Source organism: Peribacillus sp. NPDC101480 (assembly GCF_050277335.1).
Lineage (GTDB): Bacteria > Bacillota > Bacilli > Bacillales > DSM-1321 > Peribacillus.
On the sequence record NZ_JBNNSB010000001.1, the window covers coordinates 195,216 to 217,435 of the forward strand.

Sequence of the window (22,220 nt, forward strand, 5' to 3'; positions counted from 1 at the left end):
TTATTGTATCGCAGTTCGATAGAATTGTGGTAAAAAATAGGATGATAATTGTTCAACTAACAGGTGCTTCACTTCACTAAGAAAGGTTGCTGCGGCATCCTGTTTCATATGAAACTAACGGGGTCAGGTTAGTTCAAGAAGGTAAAGGGAAGATACTAATCAATTAGACTTCCTCTTTATGTAATAACGGAATAGAATATAAATAAAAAGGTGATTACAATTAAAAAAGTAAAAAGTATCCTATTTTTTCTTCTTGGATCCATATCTCTTTTGATTGGTATTGCAGGAACTGTGTTACCAGTTCTGCCGGGCGGTCCATTTTACTTATTTGCTGCTTTTTGCTTTGCTAAAAGTTCCAAGTCGATTGAAAACTGGTTCAAGAGCACCTCATTATATGAAAAATACGTTGAAGCATTCCTGCAAAAAAAAGGTATGACCCGAAGAGAGAAAATCAGAATCAATATAATTGCCGATTTCTTCATCGTAATTTCTGTATTTTATGTGGACATCCTATTAGTGAAAATCTTATTGGTCGTGCTAGCCCTCTACAAACATTATTATTTCATTAAAAAAATTAAGACAATTGACCGAAAAAGTACGGAAAAAAAGCTTTTTGAACCTTAATTAACGGAGTTGCTTCGGCAGCTCTTTTTTTATGGAGCTAAAGGGGCAGTATAGCTAAATAAAAACAAAGGGGAAATCCCCTGATCCCAAGCAAATGTAACAGAAGGCATTGATTCTTGCCATAAGTTAACAAAGTGCCAACATGCATTCCTGCGTAACACTCATGTGCTTAGACGGTGCTGACAAATGGCAGTCTGTTATAGGATAATGGTGATATATATTGATGGGCAAAATATTAGGGAAAACTCCATAAAAAAGGAAGTGCTAAACGATGAATTTAGAAATGGTCATGCAGGAGCTTGAAGCCCTTGGCAAGGAACGAACTAAAAAAATGTACATATCCAATGGGGCGCATGAGCCGCTTTTTGGCGTGGCTACAGGCGCCATGAAACCAATTGTAAGGAAAATAAAAATAAATCAGCGTTTAGCTGAAGAGCTTTATTCGACAGGTAACTATGATGCCATGTACTTTGCAGGCATAATTGCAGACCCAAAAGCCATGACTGAGTCTGATTATGATCGCTGGATGGATGCTGCGTATTTTTATATGCTGTCCGATTATGTAGTGGCTGTAACTTTATCAGAGTCAGATATTGCACAAGAAGTTTCCGATAAATGGATTGCAAGCGGTGAAGAGCTGAGAATGTCAGCGGGCTGGAGTTGCTATTGTTGGCTTTTAGGAAATCGAAAAGACGTTGAATTTTCAGAAAGCAAAATTTCCGATATGCTTGACCTTGTGAAAAATACGATTCACGATTCGCCAGAACGAACAAAATCCGCTATGAATAATTTTCTATACACCGTGGGGATTTCATATTTGCCGCTCCATGAAAAGGCAGTCGAGACCGCAAAGGCAATAGGAATCGTAGAAGTCAAACGGGACAAGAAAAAAAGCAGCTTTCTAAATGCTTACGAAAGTATTCAAAAGGAAGTCGGTAAAGGAAAGCTTGGTTTTAAGCGCAAGCATGTAAGATGTTAAAATTGGTTTTGCAAAATTGAAGTGTAATTTCAATAAAGGAGGTTGCTTAGGCAGCCTTTTTCTTTGTTGATGAACCAATACACAATAAATGTGGGGTGAATTATACTTGAAGTCATTTCAACTGAACGAAAAAACAAGATCTTTTTATCGGAATATCAATTATTTGAAGATGATTTGATACAACAAGTTCAGTTGCAGCACCGTTTGGAATTAGTATCGGCATTTGGGATTCATAAAGGAATGCGTGTATTGGAAATAGGTTGTGGTCAAGGGGATACAACCGTTGCTATAGCAGACGCAGTAGGGGAAAGCGGATCTGTTGTCGCAATAGATATTGCTAGTCCTGATTACGGCGCACCGTTAACATTAGGTCAAGCAGCAGAACGTATTAAGGAATCTTCATTAGGAGAGCATATTGACTTCCATTTTGAAATGAATTTTAATTTTTTTGAATCACCTATACCATTTGATGTGGCGGTATTATCCCATTGTTCATGGTATTTCAAGCAACCCGAAGATTTATTGAAATACTTTAAAAAAATTCGTAAATTGGCAGAACATATATGTTTTGCAGAATGGGACCTCGATTTTACCTGCATTTCTCAACGTCCCCATTTTTGTGCAGTTTCCATTTTGGCATTGTACTCAAACTTCGTAAAGAATGAAGGAAATATCCAAAACTTGTTTCATAAAACTCAAATTCACCAGCTACTCCAGCAGGCAAATTTTGAAGTGATAAAACAACTTACCGTAGATGCAGCATTTTTACAAGACGGTCAATGGGAAAAAAGTTATGCAAATAGTATCCGTGCACAATTTATTAAAGTTCCTTACATGATGCAAACGTTGATAACTGGTTATTATGAACAGATGAACAATTCGAATGAAAAGGAGAATTCATTAAATGGTTTCATTGTTTGTGCAAAGTAATGGGTTACTAATTTGCGACCGTCACAGCTCATTAAAGCTATAGTACCTTTTAGTTGAATTAATCAAATTTGATGTTTTTTCTCCTTTTTCAGCTTAAGCAAAAAGGAAAACAATTAGGCAGCTCTGATTTTGACCTCGTTTGTTGAAGTACCAAAAAGCATATCTTCAAATAATCAAACTGAATACTGAATCACAAGAAAATCCATTTTGATCATCTTTCTCAAAATGGATTTTTTTATTTACGCTCGTTAAAGAGGACATTTAGATTTATTTCAAAGCTACAGCAGTTAAAACATTTCATTAACTTCCCATGATTCGACTATTTGATGCGCCAACCTTGGATCATATCCTTTACCCATCAGATAGGCAATAGCTGCAATTTCCATCATTGCATGAGGGACAGATGTTTTTTGAGCTTCGTTTAAACCATACTGTACCCAAGGGCCAACCTGTGACAATGTCTCTTGTTTGAGCTGGTGTGGGTTAGTGTAAGAAGGATACACAATATTACATCCTTTCAAAAAATATAGTTAAATATCACAATTCCATTTTATGCACCTTAACTCATCCCGTGTTCGATAATCTCTAATTTTATAGATAAAAGTTATGGGTCAAAGGATGTCCTTCTTCAACAATGGAGGGAGGGGAGTTTAAGTTGGAAATTGCACAAGTGTTTCTAATTAAAGTATTGTAACTTCCTCGAGAAGAAACAATCAGCCTAAAGAATATAAACTAAATCAGGAAAAGTGAATTTTTTGAAATTGGTTAAACTAGGGGTATCTATTAATCATTCAAAGATTTATAAAAAATGTTGACAAAGTCCACAAATCACAATAAAGTATTAGTGGATAAAGTCCACTAAAAAGGAAGTCTATAATGAATATAAATAAAAATACCATTGCAGATATCCGGCAATTCAATAGATTTTATACGAATATACTTGGTGTATTGGATAAGCATATTTTGGATACCGGATATTCTTTCACTGAGGCACGGGTAATTTTAGAAATCGGTTTGATGGAGCAGTGTATAGCGAACAATTTAGTTGATAAACTGGAAATTGATCGCAGCTATATGAGCAGAATAATTAATAAGTTAAGCAAAGATGGACTGGTTATGAAGGAAAATTCGGCCTTGGACAACAGAACTAGTCTAATTCGGTTGACTCCTGAAGGGTTGACTCTTTTTGACCAGCTTAATGAAAGATCTGATGAACAATTAGTGAGGTTATTCCAAGGATTATCAGAAAACGAAATAAAAGAAATCCATGCTTCTATGATGTTCATTCAGAAGAAATTGGATAGTTTGGGGAGATTATAGGATGATACGTTTTGAAAATGATTATACAGAAGGTGCTCATAAGCGAATTCTGAAAAGGTTAATAGAAACCAATGAAGAACAAACACCTGGATATGGAGTGGATGAACACTGTGAAAAAGCGAGAGCCTACATTCGAAAAGAGTGTGATGCTGCAAATGCAGATATACACTTTTTAGTAGGAGGAACACAAACGAATACAACTATTATCGCTTCAATTTTGCGGCCGCATCAAGGTGCAGTTTCTGCAATTACCGGTCATATCGCGGTACATGAAACAGGGGCGATTGAAGCCACTGGTCATAAAGTGCTTACTCTGCCGAGTGATGATGGAAAAATTCAAGCTGGACAGGTGAAAGAATTATATGATGCTCACTGGAATGATGTTACTCATGAGCATATGGTACAGCCAGGCTTGGTTTACATTTCTAACCCTACAGAAAATGGAACGACTTATAGTAAAGCCGAATTGGAAGCATTGAGTGAAGTTTGCCGGGAATGTGGTTTGCCATTGGTATTGGATGGAGCTAGATTAGGGTATGGCTTGGCTTCGAAAGACAGCGATTTAACCTTGGCGGATGTTGCCAGGCTATGTGATGTGTTCTATATAGGGGGAACGAAAGTTGGTGCAATGTTTGGTGAAGCGGCAGTCATCATGAATGATGCCCTGAAAAAGGATTTCCGCTATTTCATCAAGCAAAAGGGAGGCATGCTGGCTAAAGGGAGACTTTTGGGGATCCAGTTTGAAACCCTATTTGAAGATGGCTTATATTATGAAGTTTCTAATCATGCCGTGGAAATGTCAATGATGATTCGAGAAGCATTTGTTGAAAATGGATTTTCATTACGTTATGACTCCACATCAAATCAGCAATTTCCCATCTTGCCCGAAGATGTAATTTTGGAATTGGGCAAAAAGTATTCATTCTCCTTCTGGGAAAAAGTCGATGCTACACACAGTGCTGTGAGATTTTGTACCAGTTGGGCTACGAAAAAAGAACATGTTGATATGCTCGTAGAGGATATTAACGCAATTAAAGGAGAAAAAAATGGCCACGATAGAGTTATATGTAGAGAATAGTTATCTAAAAGAATGTTCGGCAAATATTGTTTCCATACAAGACCGATTTGTTGTGTTCAATCAAACCATTTTTTATCCTGGCGGCGGTGGGCAGCCTTGTGACCGGGGGATCATTAAACAAGGTGATGAAAGCTATAATGTATTAGCAGTAAAAAAAGTAGATGGTGAAATTATTCATGAACTAGAACGTCCATTACAGGACATTGATCAAACAGTAGAAATGCAGATTGACTGGTCTTGGCGGTATCAGAATATGCAGTATCACACATTATTGCATGTCATTTCAGGTTATTTATATGAACATTACAATGCTTTAGCTACAAGCAGTCAAATTGAAAAAGAACATGCGAGATTAGAGCTGTCTTTTTCTCCTGAAATAATACAAGAAATACCATTCGATCAATTAGAACAAACGATAAAGAAGGTACTGGCCCAACCCCATAATGTTGACACGAATACAATTAGCAGAGCTGAAGCAGAGCAAAAAGAAGGGGTTATTAAAACGGTCATTAATTTACTTCCAGCTTCTATTAACGAAATTCGAATCGTTCAAATAAATGATATTGATGAGCAAGCATGTGGCGGAACCCACGTCAACAACACTAATGAAATTAAAGACTTTTCCATTATGAAAATTCAAAAAAAAGGTCCGACGAAAAAAAGGATCAAAATTCAACTATTGGATTAAATTTAATGAGGAATATAAATGGCAGAGATACGTCCTTGTAATTTGGTATTAAGCTAAGTCGGAAACATCGTCCGTGTTTTTTAATTCAATTGACTATCAATGATGTAAATGATTATTATTACTACAAGAGTTTATTCGCTTAAAGAAGGTGTTGGACTAATATGACCTGGGTTTTGAATGTTTCAAACCACCTAACCGATAATGCAGAATCTATAGCTGAAGAAATTGTTGAAGGTGTTCTGCATAGTATGGAATTAAATATTCCACTGTGGGAAAAAGAGCAAGCAATAAAAATGTATATGGAATTTATAAATTTTTTAGGTGAATCACTTTTGGTCATGGATGAGGGAGTGCCACAGACACTCATTGAATGGAGTAATAAGAACGCAGCTGGACAGGTATCTCCCGAAGGGGCAATTTCAGAGATAATTGTTCGTTATCCGCCAACGAGGGACATTTTTACCGACATTATTACGAAAATCAGCTTAGAGTTTCAGCTTTCATTAAAAGATCATTCCTTCATTATTAAGAGGATAAACAATATGTTGGACATAAGCCTTAATGAAACCATTTTTGCTTTCGAACGCCTTTCCGACGAATATAAGGAGAAAACGCAAAGAGAACTGGATGAGCTTTCAGCACCCATTGTAATGATTAAAGATGGTATTGCGGTACTCCCATTGATTGGTATTATAGATTCATATAGGGCGAATTACATTATGGAAAAAGTCGTACCAAAAATTTCTGAACTACGGTTAAACTATGTGATTGTTGACTTCTCAGGCATATTGAAAATAGATACAGATATTGCACGTCATCTTCATCAAATAGGACAAATGCTTGATTTGCTAGGAATACAAACCCTTACAACAGGGCTACGCCCTGAATTAGCCAAAACCGTTGTAAAAAGCGGAATTAATATGTCGGAAATTACTTCTTTCGCAAACGTTAAGCAAGCATTAGAAAGCATTAAATAAAACTATTATACCAGCAATATATCTGCTGGATTTTTTTATACAATGGATCGGTTAAAACAATTATGTTGAGTTTCTTCTTAGTCTAACGGGGCAGGTCAGTTCAACAAGCGATTTCTTATTGTCGTGTTGTTACTGTTTAATGTCAGTGGAGGCTGTTGAACTTCTAAGATCCGAAGGTGTTAATGCATTTCGTTTAGAGGAAGGTGTACATGATTGGAAGAAATTACAGAATTATAAATGAGGTCTTAACAAATGTCCAGTAAAGCTTTTCAAAAGAACCAGAGTTATGTAGATTCTCAAGAAAAACAAAAGATGTTATACAAACGCACATTAATTATTGTAAGTATTTCACAAATTTTTGGCGGTGCTGGGTTAGCGGCTGGAATTACGGTGGGGGCACTTCTTGCACAACAAATGCTTGGCACAGATGCATTTGCTGGACTTCCTTCTGGTTTATTTACTTTAGGGTCTGCAGGGGCTGCTTTAATCGTAGGTAGACTTTCTCAACGTTACGGTCGTCGTACAGGTCTAACAGCTGGTTTCATGATAGGGGGACTTGGAGCGCTAGGGGTCATAATCGCAGCTATAATAAATAGCGTTTTCCTTTTATTTGCTTCCCTTCTTATTTATGGTGCAGGAACAGCGACAAATTTACAAGCTCGTTACGCTGGTACGGACTTGGCAAACAATAAACAACGCGCTACTGCTATTAGTATTACTATGGTGTTTACAACATTTGGTGCAGTTGCAGGTCCGAATTTAGTGAATGTAATGGGGGATTTTGCTCTTTCCATTGGCGTTCCATCACTAGCTGGTCCTTTCATTTTATCAGCAGCAGCATTTATCTTAGCAGGTCTTGTACTTTTCATTATGCTTCGCCCAGACCCATTAGTTGTAGCAAGAACAATGGAAGCGTCCAACCAGGAAAGTAATCGAATTGAGTATTCGATTGATACTGAACGAATAGAAAACAAAAGAGGTATTATGGTTGGTGCGACAATTATGGTTCTTACTCAAATTGTAATGGTGGCTATTATGACAATGACACCAGTTCATATGAGACATCATGGACATAACTTGGGTGAAATAGGTCTCGTTATTGGTTTTCATGTAGCTGCAATGTATCTTCCTTCACTGGTTACAGGTGTCCTTGTTGATAAGTTTGGCCGTACTGCCATGGCTATTGCCTCTGGAGCTACGCTGCTTCTGGCAGGTTTAATATCAGCGATTGCACCAGGCGATTCTATGATTCTCCTAGTTATTGCCCTTTGTTTACTTGGATTAGGATGGAATTTTGGTTTAATAAGCGGGACTGCTCTTATTGTTGATTCAACTGACACTTCAAACCGGGCTAAAACTCAAGGTACAGTGGATGTTTTAATAGCCTTATCAGGAGCTTCTGGCGGTGCCTTATCAGGAATGATTGTGGCCGGTTCAAGTTATACAACATTATCATTTATTGGAGGTTCATTATCTTTATTATTGATTCCAGTGGTAATCTGGTCTCGGGGAAGTAAAAAATAAAAAACTGATTTCTCTACGAAATCAGTTTTTTTGTTGATCTAACAAGTGCTATACTTCATTGCCAGGAGCTGATCTGCAGCTCCTTTTCTTATGCAACAAACGTGGCATAATCCTTCCTCATATAGCAACATTTGTGGTACCCCAACCACCGTGTAATACTTGCCCCCTTATTTTCTTCAGTATCGACTTCAATCGTTCAATTTTGGAATTCACCTTCACTGTATATCCGTATTGCATATAAACCCGTTTTTCAATTCATATAAAAGGCTTGAAAGCGATTCTAGTTGCTATGCTGCCGTGCTTATTTTCATATATTAGGACAAGTCACCATGCAATGAAGGACTCTCCTTCATAACATATAACAACTTGAAAAAATGGGTAATGACAGGTTGTTAAAAGGACCATTCGAGTTCCTTTTTTATTTATTATATTAAGTTCGGAAGCCATACTAGGAGTGATAACATGCATTTGGAAGCAAGATCATTAACGTTAGCCTATGGAGAAACAATAATTATTGACCAACTAAATTTACAAATTCCAAATGGGGAAATCACGGTTTTTATAGGTAGTAATGGTTGTGGTAAATCAACCTTGCTTCGTTCTTTAGCACGTCTATTACGCCCTAAGGAAGGTTCTGTTATTCTCGATGGGAAAGATATTGAAAAATGGCCGACAAAAGAAATTGCCAAACATTTGGCTATTCTTCCACAGGGACCAATTGCTCCGGAAGGACTTTCTGTCACTCAATTGGTAAAGCAAGGGAGATACCCTTATCATAATTGGCTGAAGCAATGGTCGGAAGAAGATGAAATTATAGTGAATAAAGCATTGGAAGCTACAGGAATGAAATCTTTAGCAGATCGTTCGGTTGACTCCCTATCCGGGGGACAACGACAAAGAGCCTGGATTGCCATGACACTTGCGCAAGAAACAGACATCATTCTTTTAGACGAGCCAACCACGTATTTAGACATGACCCATCAAATCGAAATACTTGATTTGCTGTTTGAATTAAACGAGAAAGAACAGCGTACTATCGTGATGGTTCTTCATGATTTAAATCTAGCCTGTCGATATGCTCAACATATTGTAGCGATTCATAACCGAAACGTTTTTGCTCAAGGAAAACCAGAAGATATTGTAAATGCCGATATGGTTCGTTCGGTTTTTCAAATAGAATGTGAGATTACTGTCGATCCATTGTTTGGGACCCCTTTATGCATTCCATATGGCAAAGGGAGAAAAGTAAGTGATGGGAAGTAATATGCTATTCATTATTGGGTATCTACTATTCTTGAAAAAATCGGGGGAATGAATTATGAAGAAATTACTCAGGGTGCTGTTGTTAGTAACATTTGCAACTATCTTGGCAGCTTGTAACCAATCACAAATGGATGGGACAACTCCTGATGGGCAAACATCCAATGAAAATGAACCAGTAACGATTAAGCATGTATTAGGAAACACGGAACTACACGCAAAACCGAAAAAAATTGTTGTTTTAGAATGGACATACGTAGAAGACTTGTTAGCTCTTGATATACAGCCTGTTGGTGTTACAGATATAGAAGGGTATAACAAATGGGTACAAATCGATGAAGAGCTATCAACTGATGTAACAGATGTGGGCACCAGACAAGAACCGAATCTTGAGGCTATCGCTCAGTTGGAACCGGATCTAATTATTACAACAAAGTTTCGTCATGAGGGAATTAAAAAAGAGTTGGAATCAATTGCCCCTACTATATTCTTTGAACCTTATCCACAAGATGAATCCATTAGCCAATACGATGAAATGGTAACAACCTTCAAAACAATTGCAAAAGCAGTTCAAAAGGAAGATCAAGCTGATATCATTTTAAATGAATTAAATGAAAAATATAAAGAAACAAAAGAGAAAATCCAAGCAGAAAAATTAAAAACAAATCAATTTGTGTTAACTCAGGCTTATAGCTCGAATCAAGTACCTGTTCTTCGGGTATTTACACCAAACTCAATGGCATCAGTTATTTTGGAGAAGGTAGGGTTACAAAACGCTTATCAAAATGAAAACTTTGAAGTATATGGTTTCTCTACAGTCAATGTGGAGGCACTTCCTGCCTTAGAAGAAGCCAACTTCATTTATGTCGTTCAAGATAATGATAATATATTTGAAAACCAATTAAAGGATAATGACGTTTGGAAAAACATAGCGTTCGTTAAAGAAGATCGTACGTATTCATTAGGGGAAGATACTTGGTTATTCGGGGGCCCGCTATCTGCAAAAGTACTCGTAGATCAAATTGAAAACGCATTGGTGGAAGAATAAAATGGCAAGTTCAATAAAAAAGAGTTCCCCTTGGCTTTTCATTGGGGGCCTCCTTCTATTGTTTGTACTAAGTATCTTACATTTATATCAAGGCCAAGCAGATTATACGATACGAACATTGATGACAGAGGTTTGGTATGAAGGAAACGTTCAGAATATAGTACTAGGGCTAAGGCTTCCCAGGGTCATTATCGGTATACTTTCCGGGGGAGCATTAGCAGTTGCTGGTGTACTTTTACAAACATTAACGAAGAACCCTCTTGCTTCCCCCAGCACTTTAGGAATTAATTCGGGAGCCTACTTGCTCACTGTTATCGCTATGGTCTTTTTTCCACAATATATAGGGGATTATCCCTTTGTAATTTCCTTTCTCGGTGCAGGGTTATCTGCTGTTCTGTTGATAGCTTTAGTAGGAAGAGTTATGGAGCCAGTTCGTGTCGCTCTTACAGGTATGATTGTTGCCTTACTTTTTTCTTCTATTACAGGAGCTGTACAGCTCCTTTTTGAAAATGAAACAAATGGATTGTTTTTATGGGGATCTGGAACTCTTATACAACTAGATTGGTCTGGTGTGAAATTTTCAATATTTTTCATTTTGATTGGCTTTATTATAGCTTTAGTTCTAGGAAAGTCACTTGATCTCCTATCCCTTGGGGATGACTTGGCCACCTCGTTAGGACAATCGGTAAACCGTGTAAAGGCATTTGCCTGGTTCACGGCTATTTTACTTTCTGCTGTGACCGTTAGTGTTGTCGGTCCCATCGGCTTTATCGGTTTAATGGCACCACATTTAGTTCGGTTAATGGGGATACAAGGGCACAAGTTGTTAATACTTCATTCTTTCTTATGGGGAGCCAACCTTCTTGTAGCTGCAGATGTATTAGCAATGTGGATTCAACCCGGACAAGAAATTCCGGTTGGGGCCATGACGGCTTTAATTGGTGCCCCTTGGTTAATGTATTTAGCCTATAAAACTGGAAAAAGACAAACAAGGGGAGAAAGCCGTCTCGGCAGTTCACTTCTCCCGATATCATATCGCTGGATCTTGTTTGGATTATTTGGATTGACCATTATGATTATATTAGTTTCAGTTTCATATGGAGCAGGAAGTTTTTTTACATTTCAAGACTGGCTTGATAAGTCATTTAACTCACCGTTTGTTATGCAATTCCGTATTCCGCGGATATTGACTGCTTTTCTAGTTGGGATGCTATTAGCGACAAGTGGATTATTCATACAAGCTGTATTAAGAAATCCTCTAGCTGATCCTTCAGTTTTAGGGATCACTTCTGGTGGTGGAGCTGGGGCATTAATTTTCCTAGTGTTATTTCCTGCTGTTTATATACAATTTCTTCCTATTGCAGCTATGGTTGGTTCAAGTATTTCAATCACTATCATTTTAATTCTGTCATGGAAAACTCAATGGCAGCCGATCCTACTTGCGTTAATGGGGGTAGCGGTTTCTGCATTTGGTTCAGCCATTATACAAATATTGATTGTTAAAGCGAATATTGGCGTAGCCCCTGCCCTAGCATGGCTAGCGGGAAGCACCTATGCCAAGGGCTGGGAAGAATTGAAACTTGCTGGCATTGTCGCTCTCATTACGATTCCTTTGAGCATTTTATTAATTAAAACATTTGATGTGATTTCCTTTGGAGATGAAGTTGCTGAGGGACTGGGAGTAAATATTATTATGACGAGGCTTTTAGCTATTATGTTAGGAGTTTGTATGGGGGCAGTCAGTGTATCTATTGTAGGAACAGTCGGGTTTATAGGTTTACTAGCACCTCATGCAGCTAGGAGAATGGTTGGATTTGAACATGGAAAGGTTATTCCAGTCAGTCTTTTTCTTGGAGGAATCCTTTTAACCTCGGCTGATCTTATAGGAAGAATTGTTTTAGCCCCTAAAGAAATTCCTTCTGGACTTGTCGTTGCACTAATAGGCACTCCATATCTCTTATATTTACTGAGAAAAATATAGAATACGCCTCCTTTTTCTCTTGAATTTTTCTTTAATAACTTCGGTATACCTTATATAAATTTAGGTGAAGACTTGTAAATTAAGGGGTGGAAAATACTTAAAGTAAATAGGGCTTTTAACATGAGAGTTGCTCTGGCAGCTCTTTTTTTTATGGAGAAAACTGGGTCAATAGCGTCTTTATTTTTGAAATTTTACATGCAATAATTTGTACATTCGTAAAAATAACAAAAAAGTACACGAGGGGAAGTTTAATAGCCAAAGAGATTATTTTTCCGAAACTGCCTTTATCTTGTCTGATTCAAAAAATGATGGCGGCTATGTTGTTCGGATTTATACACCTGATGAAAGTTTCCTTTAAAGAAGGTTGCTGAGGCAGCCTTTTTCTTATTGAACGAACAGGTATACTTACCGATAATCCAATCCATTTAATTTGAAAATGAATGAAACAAAATGGGGACAGTCCCACCCAAAAGGAGGTCTTCCAAATGAGTAAAGAATCAATACTAATCGTAGAGGACGAAGAAAAAATCTTAAGATTGCTTGAATTGGAGCTTGAAATCGAAGGCTACCAAGTCGGAAAGGCAATGGACGGAAAGGAAGCCCTTGAAGCGTATCGATCACGAAAGTGGGATTTGATCTTATTGGATGTGATGCTTCCAGGCATAAGCGGGATTGAGCTGCTTCGGAAAATTCGTACGAAAAACAATTTCACCCCTGTCATCCTGTTAACTGCAAAGGGCTCGGTTGAAGATAAAGTTTCCGGTCTTGATCGCGGTGCGAATGACTACATCACTAAACCTTTCCAAATTGAGGAATTGCTTGCCCGAATTCGTGCGGTTTTAAGAATGCGGACTGCTGCACCTTCAATGGAAGATGAATACGATGGATGGCTGAATACTGCTGATTTAAAGGTGAATGTCAAAACACGTGAAGTCATTAGAGGTGAAAGCGAAATTGACCTAACGCCAAAGGAGTATGATTTACTTCTTTATTTACTGAAGAATAAGCGTCAAGTGCTAAACCGGGATCAAATTCTCGAAGCGGTTTGGGGGTATGATTTCTATGGAGAAACAAACGTGGTGGATGTGTATATCCGATATGTTCGCAAAAAGCTCGAATATGGCTTTGATACGCCGCTTATCCATACTGTAAGAGGCGTTGGCTACGTCCTGAAGGATGCAAAATGAGACTTCGCAAAAAAATAAATTTATATACAGCGGTGCTATTCATTTTCCTGCTCCTATTGATGAATGTTTCCATTTATTTTGTTTTCAGTAATCTGATGATGGTGAACGAACTTAATCGTGCGAAAGCGGAGACAGAGAAAATTGCCTTTGATGTTAGTGAAAATGTCAATAATATATCTCCAAGTGATTTACTTCGATCCTATCTGCCTATAGATGGCATGATTGGTATTGTAAAAGAGGGTCAACGAAAAGGCACAGCTGTTACATCCAATTCTGAAAAACAATTAAGCAATCGCAATAGCAGCTTTTATCCCGGTGAGAAGAGTGCGATCATCACTTATCATCAGAACAAGTATGTATTCGTTTCAAACCCGATCATTTGGGGGGATGGAAGTGTAGTTAATCTTCAAATCACCAAAAGCATTTCAGCAACCGAGGAAATGCTCGCTGTTCTGCGCATCGTATTAATCGCTGTAACCATCATTGCCATGATACCTGTTCTGATATCAAGCACTATTCTTAGTAACTTCATCGCCCGTCCGATTCGATCGATGATTGATACGATGAAGGAGATTCAAACAAGCGGCCAATTTAAGCGACTTAGCCTGGAAGAAAAGGCAAAAGATGAACTTGTGGAAATGGGGAAAACCTTTAATCACATGATTGATTTGCTGCAAGCTAACTTCGAAAAACAGGAGCAATTCGTATCAAATGCCTCACATGAATTAAAAACACCGCTAACTGTCATTGAAAGCTATGCAAGCCTTTTGAAAAGAAAAGGCTTGGAGCGCCCTGAGTTGTTTGATGAATCAATAGAGGCCATTCATTCTGAAGCCATTAGAATGAGAGAGATGACAGAGCAAATGCTCCTGCTAGCAAAGCATCAGGAAAAATGGAATATAGAGAAGGAAAACGTCAATCTGACCGATATCATGGCAGACTTAGCGAAAGTATATAAAAATGCGTACAATCGAACAGTGGAGATTTATAGTGGCGATGCAACTGAAGCACTTACGGACGTGCAAAAGTTAAAACAGCTATTGTTTATTTTTTTAGACAATGCAAGAAAGTATAGTGACGAGCAAATCTCAGTCTATATAGGACAAACTAGTAGAGAAGCATATATCCGCATCGAAGACAGAGGAGATGGGATTCCCCAGGCCGAATTGCCAAAAGTGTTCGATCGCTTTTATCGTGTAGATGAAGCAAGAAGCAGAAAGCAAGGCGGATCAGGTTTAGGGCTTTCCGTGGCAAAGGAAATTGCTGATGCAATTGATGTACGGATTGAAATGGATAGTCTTGAAGGCAGGGGAACGAACGTTACTCTTTTATTTAATTAAGCCAGAATGACGTTGGATGGGTGATATGATGAAGAATGGAAAAGTGCTGATAACAGCTGGATCAACTCTCGTTTTTGGTCTGCTATTATTCTTCGGATTTCAATGGGGGGCTCCATCGTTATCCGCGGAAAGCTTGACGGAAGAAGAAGTGAACCAGACAGCAAAGGATAAATATCCTGGAACCATTATAAAGACAACGAAAACTGAAGGTGAAGAATATCAGATTGAAATGCAGCTTGAAACCGGGGTATATCTTATTAGTATGGATGCGAAAAGCGGTGAAGTTCGTTCTATAAAAAAAGAAACCATAGGTCATGCAGCAGAAGAAACGGCAGAAAAAACGGCAGAAAAAACACCCCAAAAGCAACTAACCCAAAATGAAATAAAGGCGCGTATTTCCTCACAAGGCGATCTGGAACAAATTGATTTTGTGCAGGAGAAAGACAACTCCCATTATAAAGCAGTGGTAAATAAGAACAATGAAAAAATCACATTAATTCTCGACCCATATACAGGAGCTATAATTGACTCGACAATGGTAGCAGATAGTATCATTACAGAAAACGAAGCAATCGCGATTGCCGAAAAACATGTAAAAGGAACAGGTGACGATACAGAATTTTATCAACCATCAGATCAGACACCTTATTATTTGGTCGAAGTTGAATTAGAGGACGATCGAGACGCAGTCGTCCAAGTGGACGGCTACACAAAAGAAGTAAAAACAATCACATGGGAAGATGATGAAGTGGATGATAGAGATGGCCACGAATAATAATTGTATAAAACATAAAAAAGGGTGATGCATAGTTAACTATGCATCACCCTTTTTTTTAGTAAGAAAAATGCCAAAAAAAAGAGAAGGAACTGTAATAATTCTCACCATTTTCTAATCCTTCTATCATTTAACTCTAATTTAATATCTCTAACATGGAATAAAGCACCAAATGATAAAACAGAGCCAAATAAGACCGTTTATGAAAGGCATCTGGATTATTGTACATAGAACATATCCATCATATTTCAACACGAGAAAGGAGAATAAATAATGTCAGTCATTTCTAGCATTCTGGATTACAACCAGACGTTTGTCGAACAAAACAAATATAAAGAGTTTCAAACGACAAAGTATCCAGATAAAAAGATCGTCATCATAACATGCATGGACACCCGTCTGTTGGAATTGCTTCCAAAGGCGATGGGGTTAAGAAATGGAGATGCGAAAATCATTAAAAACGCTGGAGCTATTGTTTCTCATCCCTTTGGCAGCATTATGCGCAGTATCCTTGTCGCTGTTTATGAGCTAAAAGTGGAGGAAGTGTGTGTGATCGGACATCACGGATGCGGTATGGTGGGGCTTCAATCCACTTCACTTCTTGATGCTGCAAAGGAGAAGAAAGTCACTCAGGAGCAAATTGATATCCTAACAAACTCTGGTATTGATTTATCAAAGTGGCTGACGGGTTTTCAATGCGTTGAGGAGAGTGTAACGAATAGTGTCCGTTTGATCAAAAAGCATCCATTATTACCGGATTCCATCGCCGTTCACGGTATGGTCATCCATCCCGAAACGGGTAAATTGGATCGAATCATAGATGGATATAGCAAGGGTGAAATACAAATTCAATAAAAGAAGGAGCGATAAAATGATGAGTTCTAGCAGGCTTGAAGGGTATAACTTAGGCCATTTTCAGAAAGACCTGGTTGCAGGGGTCGTAGTTGGGATAGTAGCAATTCCTTTAGCGATGGCTTTTGCCATTGCTTCCGGAGTAAGACCGGAATATGGACTGTACACATCAATTATTGCAGGAATCATGGTCTCCCTTTTTGGTGGATCGAAATATCAAATTGCAGGTCCGACTGGGGCCTTTGTCCCGGTCTTGTTAGGTGTGGTCATGCAGTACGGATATGAAAAACTGTTAATCGCCGGCTTCCTGGCAGGTATCATGATATTTCTTATGGGTGTCCTCAAACTGGGAAGATTCATCAAGTTTATTCCCCGTCCAGTTACGATCGGCTTTACTGCTGGAATTGCTGTGATTATCTTCTCTGGCCAGATTGCCAATTTCTTTGGACTCAGTAACTTAAAAAAAGAAGAGGCCTTTCTTTTAAATATGAAGGAAATCTTATTGAACTTCAATACAGTGAATATCTATAGTGTACTGGTAGCTATCATAAGTTTAACTCTCGTCATATTAACTCCAAAATATTTACCGAAAATCCCTGGAGCATTGCTGGGATTGATTGTATCAACTCTAGTCGCCAGCTTATTCTTTCCAGGTCAGGTAGCGACAATTGGATCGGCCTATGGCGCCATTCCTAATGCATTGCCCCAGTTTCAGTTTCCCCAGATCACTGGCGGTTTGGTGATTGAACTCCTTCCGGCTGCTTTGGTCATTGCCATGCTAGGAGGAATTGAATCACTATTATCCGCTGTGGTTGCAGACGGCATGACCAACAGTAAACATAACAGCAATAAAGAGCTGATGGGACAAGGATTGACCAATATGATTACGCCTTTATTTGGAGGCATTCCGGCTACAGGTGCCATCGCCCGTACCGCAACGAATATTAAAAACGGTGCTGTCTCCCCCATATCAGGCGTGATTCATGGGCTGGTGGTATTGCTCGTGTTAGTCAGTTTGGCTCCTTATGCTTCGGCCATTCCTTTGGCCAGCATGGCCCCCATTCTTATGTTTGTCGCCTGGAACATGAGCGAACGCAAAGAATTTTCGCATATCTTAAAAGCAAAAACCATGGACTCGGTTGTATTGATCGTTACCTTCGTGTTAACCGTATTGATTGACCTGACAACAGGTGTAGGGATCGGATTACTATTAGCCATCCTGTCGTTCGTTAAACTGATGAGCGGTACATTGAAATTATCAAAGGTATTACCAGATCCAGCTGATAAATTAGTTAAACCAGAAATGGTGCAACAAGGTTCAAGCTGCCCGCAGATTAACATTTATACGATAGAAGGACCTTTATTCTTTGGTTCAATCGAAAGGCTGCAAGAAGAAATCGAAGATATGATGCGTTCTAAACCAAAAGTCCTTCTATTAAGAATGAGCAATGTGTCATTCATTGATACTTCGGGAGAAGCACTTCTCACAGACATTGTGAAGCGATTCAAGTCCCACAAACTACAAGTGTTGATTTCCGGTATTCAACAGGAACCTAAAGAAATGCTCGAAAAAACCGGTTTTACTAAACTGGTTGGTGAAGAGCAGTTCTTTTCCAGTACGGGTGATGCCATTAATATGGCTTTATCCAAACTGGATGAGAATCGTTGTAAAGGGTGTAAACAGTTTTCATTTGCTGAATGTACCGCACTCTCACAGCAAGTTCAAAAGCCAGCGTTATTAAAACAGAAAAGAAAACGGGAGATAGGATTAACTTGACTCCTAAAGAAGAGAAAGGCATCCGCTTTTGGCAGATGCCTTTCTCTTAAACCTTTTTAATTAATTCACCATCACCAAGGGCGATTAATGTGATTTATGATTGCCTAAACGATATTTGCTTAAAAAAACTAAATAAGGATGCGAAAAGGCGTTGATGACCCGATGAAAAATTTAAGACAATAACTAAAATCGTCCAATTTGAAATAGTTAATACATTAGCGTTATTAGCTCAGTGATTAATCAAGACTATTCAATTGTATGCCACTATAAACATGATCCCAAATGGCCTCATCCCAAATTTGGTTAGGAACTTCTAAAACACAAACATTTTCCAGGTTCCATTCTAATTCAGAAATACTTGTAGCATCATCCGAGGGGACTAATATTAATACATTAAATTCTTTTTCTTTTAACATGTCCTGCATTTCTTGGTGAAACAAATAGGCTTGGTCATATTTTGTTGACCATCTTACAAATAGGATTGAATCACTATTGTTAATCGTTTCATTGAATCTTGCAATTCTTTTATCTAAATTTTCTTTGAAATAAGGATATGTTTCAAACCATTCTTTATCAGGCAGGATGGGGAAATCGTGAACTGAAGTAACTTTATAATGGTTATCTCTGACCAAATAGGTATTTACAGCATTTATATCCACGTCATCATCAAAATAAGTACCGGAACCATCTACTAAAGTCAAATTCCTCAATTCCATATATTCCTTGAACTGATTTTTATATAGCCTGGCCACTTCTGCAAATGACTCAGTATAGACCCAGTCAAGAGGCAAAGAGAATCTTCTTAAACCAAGTCTTCTTAGGTTCAAAGTGGGAGTGCAAGCACTGCCACAAGGAATGATTACATCATAAGATTTCTTGATTTCGGTTAATTTCACTATTAATCCCCCTTTCTATATTATCAATACTATATTAGATGAAAATTTTCTTTTTTTTGATTGGACAAACCCAAAAAAGGCTTCAGAGCATTCAATCCAACTTGAATATTTGTAGGTATTAAAATGGTTTTAAATATCTTTTTAGACAAAGCAAAACGCATGCCCAAGAATTAAGAGCATGCGTGAACTTTTATTCTTCTATGATATCCAACTCTTTCAGGGCATCCAGCGTAATCGTTTTGGCTTTGCTTCCGCTGCCGTCGATGTTCGTTGCGAAGGCCCATTTTCCTTTGTCCGTTTCGATGTAACCCACATACCAGCCCAACCCCATATCAGAAAGGCGTGTCCCGGTTTTTCCATGGAGGACATATGAGTCTGCTTCTTCATTGATCATGATTCTCTTAACGGTTCTCATATGCTGCTTATCGATAGGCAGTTTTTCTTCTACAAGGTTTTCGATGAATTGGACTTGTTCCCGGGCAGAAATCCTAATGCTGCTGTCGAGCCAAAACTGGTCGATCCCCCCGGAGATATCATGATTCCCATAATCTATCAGGTTCACATATTGCTGCATATCTTCCGCCCCGATATCGCGGGCCATTGCTTGATAATACCAGATCACTGAATGCCTCATGGCTGAAGCCAGCGTATGATCTCTGTTCCAATCCTCAAATTCCCTGATTACACCATCCCACCGCTTCACTTCATATTCATCGCTTACCGCCTTTGTCTGTAAGCCGATTAATGCATTCGCCACTTTAAATGTCGATTCTGGAGTGTAGCGTACCTTACTTCTCTGTTTATCATAGATAAACACTTTATCATTTTTTAAGTTTTGGAGAACCATTGTACCTTCCGCACCATCGAAAGACTCCCCGATATCCAGTTTTTTCACCTTTTGATCGTTTGCACTTGCATGAATCGTACTCATGGAACCAGTGACTAGCAGGACAAGAATGAAACATAACGCTTTGATTTTCATTACACACTCTCCTTCAAGGCTGGATTGATCGATCATCAGAGTAATTTCCATAAAATAGGTTGATAGCTAAAGTATACCTATTCCTGATAACAAACGAAACCTAATTCTTGGAATCTATCTAGATAGTATCGATCAAGGAGGAATTCAGCAGGTAGCTAATGAATATAAAAAGCAAACGATAGAAGGGGAGGAATCTATCATGGAGGTTAACCAAAGAAAAATAAATAGTATTGAAAAAGAAATTACATACACACATATTGAAAATGGAAATCCAGCAGTTTGTTTTATGTTTTCAGGTGCGGGGTACACGTATGAGAAGCCGTTATTCTATTATTCGACGATGATCATGCTTCAAAATCAGTATGATGTCGTACATATTCATTACGCTTACGACCAGGATATTTTCAAGCATCCATTGGTAGATATCACAAAAGTGATCGTTAATGATATCAATCCCGTCATTACGGAAGTACTTCAAAATCATGAATATAAAGGAACAGTATTTCTAGGCAAATCACTTGGCACCATACCCATCATCAATGGAATCATAAAAAGTGAGCGGTTTATGAATGCCAAAGTGATACTGCTCACTCCGCTATTGAAGTTCGATTCGGTTTTTGAAGGATTATTGAGCAGTAATCATTCAGCACATATAGTTATAGGAGAAAAAGATCATCATTATATTCCAGCTAAAATTCAAGCGATTGAAAATAAAACGAATATAAGCATGGATAAAATCCCACATGCAAATCATTCATTGGATATTGAACCTTTCGATACCTCAAGGACGATTATCATGCTAGAAGGTGTAATGAATAGAATGGAAGAGTTTTTAAAAATATAGGTTAGCGAAATGCAAAAGGGATTCAATCCATGGATTGGTGGGGGAGAATGTTATAATAAGAGTATTGTAGTTTGGATTTAAGAAGGGAGAAAAGATGGAGGGTACCAATACATTTCATTCAATTGATGAATACATTATACAATTTCCCGAAGAAGTTCAGGAAATATTAAAAACGTTAAGAAAAGTCATAAAGGATGCAGCACCGGATGCAGAAGAAAAGATAAGCTATCAAATGCCTACCTTTGTTTTATATGGAAATCTGGTGCATTTCGCTGCCTATAAAAAACATATAGGATTCTATCCAACTCCAAGCGGGATCTCTGCTTTTGAATCTGCTTTATCTGAATATAAATGTTCAAAAGGGGCAGTTCAGTTTCCGCTAAACAAGCCAATTCCTTATGAATTAATAACCGAGATGGTTAAATTTAGAGTGGAACAGAATAAAAAGAAAGCAGAAGGGAAATTGAAAAAGAAAAAATAACAAAAACTATTATCGGAATTCACCAAATATTTAACTATTGATTGTGAGATTCAAGAACGAAAGGGAAAGGTGGAAATATTATGTTCAAAAAATTATTCGGTAAAAAAGAGAGTGTGGAACAACTGCTTGCTCCTATTAATGGACAAGTAATAAATATTGAGGATGTTCCAGATCCGGTGTTTTCCGGTAAAATGATGGGGGACGGAATAGCAATTCTTCCTGAGGAGGGGTTGGTTGTATCTCCAATCGATGCAGAAGTAATCCAGGTTTTTCATACTAAACATGCGCTAGGCCTACGCACAAAGCATGGCATAGAATTGTTGATTCATATTGGATTGGAAACAGTTAACCTTAATGGTGAGGGATTTGAAGTCCACGTTGCAGAAGGGCAAAATGTAAAAGCAGGAGACAAGCTAGTTACATTTGATATCGATTTTCTAAAATCAAAAGCTCCAAGCATCGTAACTCCGATCGTTATCACGAATGGCGAGCTAGTTGAAAAACTGGAAAAAACAAATAGTACCCAGGCAAAAATTAAAGAAACACAGATTATGAGTGTTTATTTGAAATAACAAGAAAAGGCCATTAGACTTCAGGTGCCTTCTAGTACATGAAAAGCAGTCCTTGCTGGCGAGTGCCGGCAAGGACTGTTTTAATATAGCTGCAAGACTTCAGCA

General features: G+C 38.2%; 22 protein-coding genes. 19 read left to right on the forward strand and 3 right to left on the reverse strand.

What is annotated here, in order from left to right:
- The first annotated feature begins 210 nt into the window (after positions 1 to 210).
- The 3 genes from ACQKMF_RS01055 to ACQKMF_RS01065 all read left to right on the forward strand — a co-directional run bounded on the left by ACQKMF_RS01055 (position 211) and on the right by ACQKMF_RS01065 (position 2,533).
- Complete coding sequence (locus tag ACQKMF_RS01055) at positions 211 to 624, forward strand: YbaN family protein (protein ID WP_402939720.1); 414 nt, start codon at positions 211 to 213, stop codon at positions 622 to 624.
- A 271-nt stretch (positions 625 to 895) separates the two neighbouring features.
- On the forward strand, positions 896 to 1,603 hold the full coding sequence (locus tag ACQKMF_RS01060; RefSeq protein ID WP_402939717.1) for a DNA alkylation repair protein: 708 nt from the start codon (positions 896 to 898) through the stop codon (positions 1,601 to 1,603).
- A gap of 240 nt (positions 1,604 to 1,843) precedes the next feature.
- Complete coding sequence (locus ACQKMF_RS01065; protein WP_427571401.1) at positions 1,844 to 2,533, forward strand: class I SAM-dependent methyltransferase; 690 nt, start codon at positions 1,844 to 1,846, stop codon at positions 2,531 to 2,533.
- Between the two features lie 287 nt (positions 2,534 to 2,820).
- On the opposite strand, the gene ACQKMF_RS01070 is transcribed toward ACQKMF_RS01065, so the two are convergent.
- Entirely contained in the window at positions 2,821 to 3,036 is a 216-nt protein-coding gene (locus ACQKMF_RS01070; protein ID WP_101223304.1) for a hypothetical protein, read from the reverse strand.
- Positions 3,037 to 3,409: 373 nt separating this feature from the next.
- Between ACQKMF_RS01070 and ACQKMF_RS01075 the strand changes: the two genes are divergently transcribed.
- From ACQKMF_RS01075 to ACQKMF_RS01135, 13 genes are all read left to right on the forward strand, one after another.
- The gene (locus ACQKMF_RS01075) at positions 3,410 to 3,853 is read left to right on the forward strand and encodes a MarR family winged helix-turn-helix transcriptional regulator (protein WP_230178107.1); all 444 of its coding nucleotides are present in this window, start codon (positions 3,410 to 3,412) and stop codon (positions 3,851 to 3,853) included.
- 1 nt (position 3,854) lies between these two features.
- Entirely contained in the window at positions 3,855 to 4,931 is a 1,077-nt protein-coding gene (locus ACQKMF_RS01080) for a threonine aldolase family protein (RefSeq protein WP_101223302.1), read from the forward strand.
- Positions 4,900 to 5,619 (forward strand): alanyl-tRNA editing protein, encoded by a 720-nt coding sequence (locus ACQKMF_RS01085; RefSeq protein ID WP_427571404.1) that lies wholly within the window; start codon positions 4,900 to 4,902, stop codon positions 5,617 to 5,619. Before ACQKMF_RS01080 ends, ACQKMF_RS01085 begins: the two co-directional genes overlap by 32 nt.
- A gap of 161 nt (positions 5,620 to 5,780) precedes the next feature.
- On the forward strand, positions 5,781 to 6,596 hold the full coding sequence (locus ACQKMF_RS01090) for an STAS domain-containing protein (protein ID WP_427571406.1): 816 nt from the start codon (positions 5,781 to 5,783) through the stop codon (positions 6,594 to 6,596).
- A gap of 252 nt (positions 6,597 to 6,848) precedes the next feature.
- Positions 6,849 to 8,120, forward strand: a complete 1,272-nt coding sequence (locus ACQKMF_RS01095) for an MFS transporter (protein ID WP_402939703.1) — start codon at positions 6,849 to 6,851, stop codon at positions 8,118 to 8,120.
- A gap of 462 nt (positions 8,121 to 8,582) precedes the next feature.
- A complete protein-coding gene (locus ACQKMF_RS01100) occupies positions 8,583 to 9,383 on the forward strand; it encodes an ABC transporter ATP-binding protein (protein WP_402939700.1) in 801 nt (266 codons plus the stop codon).
- 55 nt (positions 9,384 to 9,438) lie between these two features.
- A complete protein-coding gene (locus ACQKMF_RS01105; RefSeq protein WP_402939697.1) occupies positions 9,439 to 10,428 on the forward strand; it encodes an ABC transporter substrate-binding protein in 990 nt (329 codons plus the stop codon).
- Position 10,429: 1 nt separating this feature from the next.
- A complete protein-coding gene (fhuB, locus tag ACQKMF_RS01110) occupies positions 10,430 to 12,409 on the forward strand; it encodes a Fe(3+)-hydroxamate ABC transporter permease FhuB (RefSeq protein WP_427571409.1) in 1,980 nt (659 codons plus the stop codon).
- 485 nt (positions 12,410 to 12,894) lie between these two features.
- Entirely contained in the window at positions 12,895 to 13,596 is a 702-nt protein-coding gene (locus tag ACQKMF_RS01115; protein WP_101223295.1) for a response regulator transcription factor, read from the forward strand.
- Positions 13,593 to 14,936: a sensor histidine kinase gene (locus tag ACQKMF_RS01120; protein WP_427571412.1), complete on the forward strand. Its 1,344-nt coding sequence runs from the start codon at positions 13,593 to 13,595 to the stop codon at positions 14,934 to 14,936. Before ACQKMF_RS01115 ends, ACQKMF_RS01120 begins: the two co-directional genes overlap by 4 nt.
- A gap of 25 nt (positions 14,937 to 14,961) precedes the next feature.
- Complete coding sequence (locus tag ACQKMF_RS01125) at positions 14,962 to 15,711, forward strand: PepSY domain-containing protein (RefSeq protein ID WP_427571414.1); 750 nt, start codon at positions 14,962 to 14,964, stop codon at positions 15,709 to 15,711.
- A gap of 273 nt (positions 15,712 to 15,984) precedes the next feature.
- On the forward strand, positions 15,985 to 16,566 hold the full coding sequence (locus ACQKMF_RS01130; RefSeq protein ID WP_427571416.1) for a beta-class carbonic anhydrase: 582 nt from the start codon (positions 15,985 to 15,987) through the stop codon (positions 16,564 to 16,566).
- A gap of 16 nt (positions 16,567 to 16,582) precedes the next feature.
- Positions 16,583 to 18,340: a SulP family inorganic anion transporter gene (locus ACQKMF_RS01135; protein WP_260358583.1), complete on the forward strand. Its 1,758-nt coding sequence runs from the start codon at positions 16,583 to 16,585 to the stop codon at positions 18,338 to 18,340.
- Positions 18,341 to 18,576: 236 nt separating this feature from the next.
- Here the strand turns inward: ACQKMF_RS01135 and ACQKMF_RS01140 are convergent, their stop codons facing one another.
- Together ACQKMF_RS01140 and blaOXA are read right to left on the reverse strand one after the other, a co-directional pair.
- The gene (locus tag ACQKMF_RS01140; RefSeq protein ID WP_427571418.1) at positions 18,577 to 19,236 is read right to left on the reverse strand and encodes a DUF1796 family putative cysteine peptidase; all 660 of its coding nucleotides are present in this window, start codon (positions 19,234 to 19,236) and stop codon (positions 18,577 to 18,579) included.
- Between the two features lie 190 nt (positions 19,237 to 19,426).
- Entirely contained in the window at positions 19,427 to 20,218 is a 792-nt protein-coding gene (gene blaOXA / locus ACQKMF_RS01145; RefSeq protein ID WP_101223288.1) for a class D beta-lactamase, read from the reverse strand.
- 199 nt (positions 20,219 to 20,417) lie between these two features.
- Between blaOXA and ACQKMF_RS01150 the strand changes: the two genes are divergently transcribed.
- The 3 genes from ACQKMF_RS01150 (at position 20,418) to ACQKMF_RS01160 (ending at position 22,115) form a co-directional block, all read left to right on the forward strand.
- Complete coding sequence (locus ACQKMF_RS01150) at positions 20,418 to 21,062, forward strand: alpha/beta hydrolase (RefSeq protein ID WP_427571420.1); 645 nt, start codon at positions 20,418 to 20,420, stop codon at positions 21,060 to 21,062.
- Positions 21,063 to 21,156: 94 nt separating this feature from the next.
- Positions 21,157 to 21,543, forward strand: a complete 387-nt coding sequence (locus tag ACQKMF_RS01155) for an iron chaperone (protein ID WP_427571422.1) — start codon at positions 21,157 to 21,159, stop codon at positions 21,541 to 21,543.
- An 80-nt stretch (positions 21,544 to 21,623) separates the two neighbouring features.
- A complete protein-coding gene (locus ACQKMF_RS01160) occupies positions 21,624 to 22,115 on the forward strand; it encodes a PTS sugar transporter subunit IIA (RefSeq protein ID WP_101223285.1) in 492 nt (163 codons plus the stop codon).
- Positions 22,116 to 22,220: the final 105 nt, after the last annotated feature.

Coding starts and splice junctions, on each gene's coding strand:
- ACQKMF_RS01150 (WP_427571420.1), top strand. CDS start 20,418: ATGGAGGTTAACCAAAGAAAAATAAATAGTATTGAAAAAGAAATTACA.
- ACQKMF_RS01080 (WP_101223302.1), top strand. CDS start 3,855: ATGATACGTTTTGAAAATGATTATACAGAAGGTGCTCATAAGCGAATT.
- ACQKMF_RS01100 (WP_402939700.1), top strand. CDS start 8,583: ATGCATTTGGAAGCAAGATCATTAACGTTAGCCTATGGAGAAACAATA.
- ACQKMF_RS01090 (WP_427571406.1), top strand. CDS start 5,781: ATGACCTGGGTTTTGAATGTTTCAAACCACCTAACCGATAATGCAGAA.
- ACQKMF_RS01130 (WP_427571416.1), top strand. CDS start 15,985: ATGTCAGTCATTTCTAGCATTCTGGATTACAACCAGACGTTTGTCGAA.
- ACQKMF_RS01095 (WP_402939703.1), top strand. CDS start 6,849: ATGTCCAGTAAAGCTTTTCAAAAGAACCAGAGTTATGTAGATTCTCAA.
- ACQKMF_RS01125 (WP_427571414.1), top strand. CDS start 14,962: ATGATGAAGAATGGAAAAGTGCTGATAACAGCTGGATCAACTCTCGTT.
- ACQKMF_RS01120 (WP_427571412.1), top strand. CDS start 13,593: ATGAGACTTCGCAAAAAAATAAATTTATATACAGCGGTGCTATTCATT.
- ACQKMF_RS01105 (WP_402939697.1), top strand. CDS start 9,439: ATGAAGAAATTACTCAGGGTGCTGTTGTTAGTAACATTTGCAACTATC.
- ACQKMF_RS01085 (WP_427571404.1), top strand. CDS start 4,900: ATGGCCACGATAGAGTTATATGTAGAGAATAGTTATCTAAAAGAATGT.
- ACQKMF_RS01060 (WP_402939717.1), top strand. CDS start 896: ATGAATTTAGAAATGGTCATGCAGGAGCTTGAAGCCCTTGGCAAGGAA.
- ACQKMF_RS01135 (WP_260358583.1), top strand. CDS start 16,583: ATGATGAGTTCTAGCAGGCTTGAAGGGTATAACTTAGGCCATTTTCAG.
- blaOXA (WP_101223288.1), bottom strand. CDS start 20,218: ATGAAAATCAAAGCGTTATGTTTCATTCTTGTCCTGCTAGTCACTGGT.
- ACQKMF_RS01115 (WP_101223295.1), top strand. CDS start 12,895: ATGAGTAAAGAATCAATACTAATCGTAGAGGACGAAGAAAAAATCTTA.
- ACQKMF_RS01155 (WP_427571422.1), top strand. CDS start 21,157: ATGGAGGGTACCAATACATTTCATTCAATTGATGAATACATTATACAA.
- ACQKMF_RS01065 (WP_427571401.1), top strand. CDS start 1,844: ATGCGTGTATTGGAAATAGGTTGTGGTCAAGGGGATACAACCGTTGCT.
- fhuB (WP_427571409.1), top strand. CDS start 10,430: ATGGCAAGTTCAATAAAAAAGAGTTCCCCTTGGCTTTTCATTGGGGGC.
- ACQKMF_RS01075 (WP_230178107.1), top strand. CDS start 3,410: ATGAATATAAATAAAAATACCATTGCAGATATCCGGCAATTCAATAGA.
- ACQKMF_RS01160 (WP_101223285.1), top strand. CDS start 21,624: ATGTTCAAAAAATTATTCGGTAAAAAAGAGAGTGTGGAACAACTGCTT.